The organism is Neoroseomonas rubea, from assembly GCF_016106015.1.
GTDB lineage: Bacteria > Pseudomonadota > Alphaproteobacteria > Acetobacterales > Acetobacteraceae > Neoroseomonas > Neoroseomonas rubea.
Map to the genome: position 1 here is coordinate 1 of NZ_JACADQ010000405.1, position 3504 is coordinate 3504.

Annotated in this window: 3 protein-coding genes; all 3 read right to left on the reverse strand. The window is 75.6% G+C overall.

All coding sequences use genetic code 11. The annotated features are described in order from the left end of the window. Positions 1 to 122 precede the first annotated feature (122 nt). The 3 genes from HW577_RS22705 to HW577_RS22715 all read right to left on the reverse strand — a co-directional run bounded on the left by HW577_RS22705 (position 123) and on the right by HW577_RS22715 (position 3060). Positions 123 to 1229, reverse strand: coding sequence for a YeeE/YedE thiosulfate transporter family protein (locus tag HW577_RS22705; protein ID WP_198378388.1), 1107 nt, complete (start codon positions 1227 to 1229; stop codon positions 123 to 125). A 36-nt stretch (positions 1230 to 1265) separates the two neighbouring features. Continuing rightward, positions 1266 to 1751 carry a DUF302 domain-containing protein gene (locus HW577_RS22710; RefSeq protein WP_198378389.1) on the reverse strand — a complete coding sequence of 162 codons (486 nt, stop codon included), beginning with the start codon at positions 1749 to 1751 and terminating at the stop codon, positions 1266 to 1268. A 196-nt stretch (positions 1752 to 1947) separates the two neighbouring features. After that, on the reverse strand, positions 1948 to 3060 hold the full coding sequence (locus tag HW577_RS22715) for a Kelch repeat-containing protein (RefSeq protein WP_198378390.1): 1113 nt from the start codon (positions 3058 to 3060) through the stop codon (positions 1948 to 1950). Positions 3061 to 3504: the final 444 nt, after the last annotated feature.

Below are 3504 nucleotides of genomic sequence, written 5' to 3' on the forward strand. Positions count from 1 at the left end.
CGCCGCGGCAGGCCTGCCGGAGGGCTACGCGGCGGCGCTCGGATCGGGGCTCTGGCCCTCCTGCGACGTGCTGCCGCCGGCCGAGCGCGCGCGGCGCGGCACGCCGCTCGCGCCCGTCGCGCTTACCTGGACGAAAACCCGAAGAACGGCCGCAGCCTGAGGCCGAGCGCGCAGCCCGGCATCACGCAGGCGAGCCAGGCGATGCCGTGCAGGCTGCCCGAGGCCGCCCCGCCCAGGAAGGCGCCGACATTGCAGCCGAAGGACAGCCGCGCGCCGAAGCCCATCAGCAGCCCGCCCACCACGCCGCCCAGCACGCCGCGCCAGCCGATCGGCACGCGGTGGCGCAGCCCGCCGGTGGCCGCCGCGGCGAGCAGCGCCCCGAGGACCAGGCCGAGATCCGCGACGCTGCCCGGCATGGCGAGCAGGGGTTCCGTGAGCAGCCCCGCCGCCCAGGGGTCGGACCAGAAGCGCGTGGCCGAGAGGTCGATGCCCGCCGCCGCGACCGCCCGCGCGCCCCAGGCCGTCAGCGCCATGGTGATGCCCCAGGGCTGGCCGGAGACAAGGAACATCGCCGCCGCCAGCGCACCGATGACGGTCCCGGCGATGAGTTTTCCCCGCGGCGGCGCGCGCCCGCGCAGCACCAGCGCCGCGCCGGCGGCGAGCAGCGCCAGTGTCGCCGCGAGCCCGCCCCAGGGGCCGAAGGCGGCGACGAGGTCGACCGCGACCCCCGGGAGGCCGAGCATAGCGGGCAACGCCAAGCTGCCCGCCACGCCGCCCAGGCAGAAGAAGGGGAGTGCCACCAGCATCCGCCGCGCCCCCTGCCCCGCCGCGACCAGCGTGCCGGACCCGCAGCCATTCGCGATCATCATGCCCACGCCGAAGATCATTGCGCCGAGGATCAGGCTCGGCCCGATCGGCGCGACCCAGCGCTGGGTGCCCGGCACCAGCGCGCCCACGGGCAGCACCACCAGGGCCGCGACCGCCGGCACGATGAAGGTCGCACCCAGCACCCGCCCGTCCCCTTCGGCGAGGAAGGCGCGGAAGCCGCCGGTGAAGCCGTAGTCCAGCAGCACGAAGGCGGCGCCCAGGGCGAGGGCGACGGCAAGGACCGCCAGCAGCGCCGCATCCTGCGCCGCCGTACCGGCCGCGACCGCGGCCAGGGCGACAAGACCAAGCGCGAGGCCCGACCCATGCGCTCGCGGGGCGGGCGGGAGACTCAGCGCGGGCACGCCGGGCCGCGGCGCAGCGCCACGGCCAATGCCGGCCTATTCGGCCGCCTTTCGCACCAGGCCCTCGATGAAGGCCTCGGTCATGCGGCGGCCCTCGGGCGGGACCGTCATGCCGTGCCGGGCGAAGACGCGCGTCGCCAGGTCCTCCCCTGTGCTGCGCGTGACCTGGGTGCGACCATCGCCGTCCTGCCAGACCAGCACGCGCATTGGCAGGTCGATGGCGAGCGTCGGGTTCGCCGCCATGCCAGGCGTGCCGGCGCGCGGGTTGCCGAACAGCACCACGGTGCGCGGTGCGAGCGTCATGCCGACGGCCTGCGCGGCCGCCGCGTGGTCGATCTCGGCGAAGACGACCCAGCCGGCCTCGCGCACCGCGGCGGCGAAGCGGTCGAGCGTCGCGCGCACCGGATGGGCGCTCGGCCGGGTGACGAGGCCAGCCTCCTGCGCGCCAGCGGGCATGGCGGCGAGCGTGACGGCCACGGTTGCGGCGAGGCCCGCGGCGCGGCGGGAAAGGGCGTTGGTCATCGTGGTCTCCTGTTCCGGCCATGCGCGGACGCGCCTGGTTTCGCGCCGCGAGGCGCGATGGTTACGCGCGAGCGGCGATTTCACCGGGCGCGTCCCGAAGCGGCGGCGCGCCCGGCGACCGCACGGGGCGAAGCCGGCGCCGGCCCGAAGCGGTTTCGGAACGGCCGCCACCGCTTCGGGACGGCGGGCGGTCACGTCAGCCCGGCTGGAACGCCTCGTGCACCGCGGTCTGGATGGCGCCGCCCACGATCGGCCCGCCACCCGCGACATGGATCCATTCGCCGACCAGCGCGGCGCCGAGCCCGTGGCGCGGCGTGGGCATGGGCGCGTGGCTCATCCAGCTGTCGGTCGCCGGGTCGTAGGATTCCGTGCTGCCGAGCACGCGGTCGATCGGGCGGTTCTGCGCGTCGTAGAGCCGTTCCTCGCCGCCGAAGCACCACATCCGGCCACGCAGCAGCACCATGCCATGGCCCGATCGCGGTGTCGGGATCGGCGCGCGCAGGCGCCAGGTGTCGCTCGCCGGGTCGTACACATGATGCAGCCCGGTGTTGTTCTCGAAGGTGTTGAAGCGCCCGCCGACGATATGGATCTTGCCCTCCCACACCGCCACGCCGGCATGGTCGCGCGCGGCGGGCAGGGCGCGCAGGATGGTCCAACGGTCGCCCTGCGGGTCATAGACCTCGGTCCAGCCGATGCTGGCGCGTTCGGGCGCCGGGTCGGTCGCGCCGCCGATGTGGTAGATCTTCCCGCCCACGGCAGCGACGGCGCCGGCGCCGCGCGGGCGCGGCATGGGCGCGATGCGGTCCCACCGGTCGCGCGCCACGTCATAGGCGAAGGCGAGCGCATCGGCCGCGCGGTTCTGCTCTGTGAAGCCGCCCAACGCGTAGATCCGCCCCGCATCTGCGACGACGCCGACATGGTTCGCACCGCGCGGCAGCGGCGCGCCGTCCTGCCAGCGATCCGCCGCGGGGTCGTAGATGTGGTGATAGGGCTTGTCGACCTGGCCCTGGGCATAGCCGCCGATGACATGCAGGCGATTGTTCCACGACGTCGCCCAGGCCATCTCGCTGCGCGGCAGGGGCAGCGGCGCGCGCGCGACCCAGCGGCCGGGCGGGCCCGGTGGCGCCGGGCTGTCGATGACGCGCTGGGCAAGCTGCTGCGGCGTGAGCGCCTGTGGGTTCGGCCCGCGCAGCGCCGACATCTGGTCGGCCGGGATGTTCCCGCCATGATGGCCGTGATGCTGCGCGCGCGCCGCACCCACGCCCGCCAGCAGCGCCGCGCCGGCGCCGAGCATGGTCCTGCGGTTCATTCCTGCTTCCCCTCGGCTGGTGATCCGGCAGCGTGGCGTTCCGGCGCGGGCGGTCAAGGGGCCGCCAGGCCCCATGCGCGGCGGCGGCGGCGCCAAGGGCCAAGCCTGTCGGCGGCCGGCGCGCAGGATGCCATCCGCGCACGGGATCAACCTGCGTGCGGATGGCGCCCTGCCATCCGGTTCAGTGCGTGGCCGACCCACCAGCCCCGCGCGCGGTCGCCGTCGCACGACAGCCCGGCGTTCGTGCGACGGGGCATGACCAATCGCCTGCCCGCATGCGGTCGGGCGGCACGGCCGGCCGCGCGCATGGCCGCGGCGCGGGACAGGCGGAACCGCGCTGCCCCAGGCCGTCCCCGGCCGTGAAGGTCAGCGGCAGTTGTGCTGACGCATCAGGCGGTCCGCCGCGCTTTCGCCAGGCTGCGGCTGGCACCACGCGGCTGGCGC

What these genes read in the sequence shown, in the direction of transcription:
- HW577_RS22710 (WP_198378389.1), bottom strand. Translation starts at nt 1,751, where the DNA reads ATGACCAACGCCCTTTCCCGCCGCGCCGCGGGCCTCGCCGCAACCGTG.
- HW577_RS22715 (WP_198378390.1), bottom strand. Translation starts at nt 3,060, where the DNA reads ATGAACCGCAGGACCATGCTCGGCGCCGGCGCGGCGCTGCTGGCGGGC.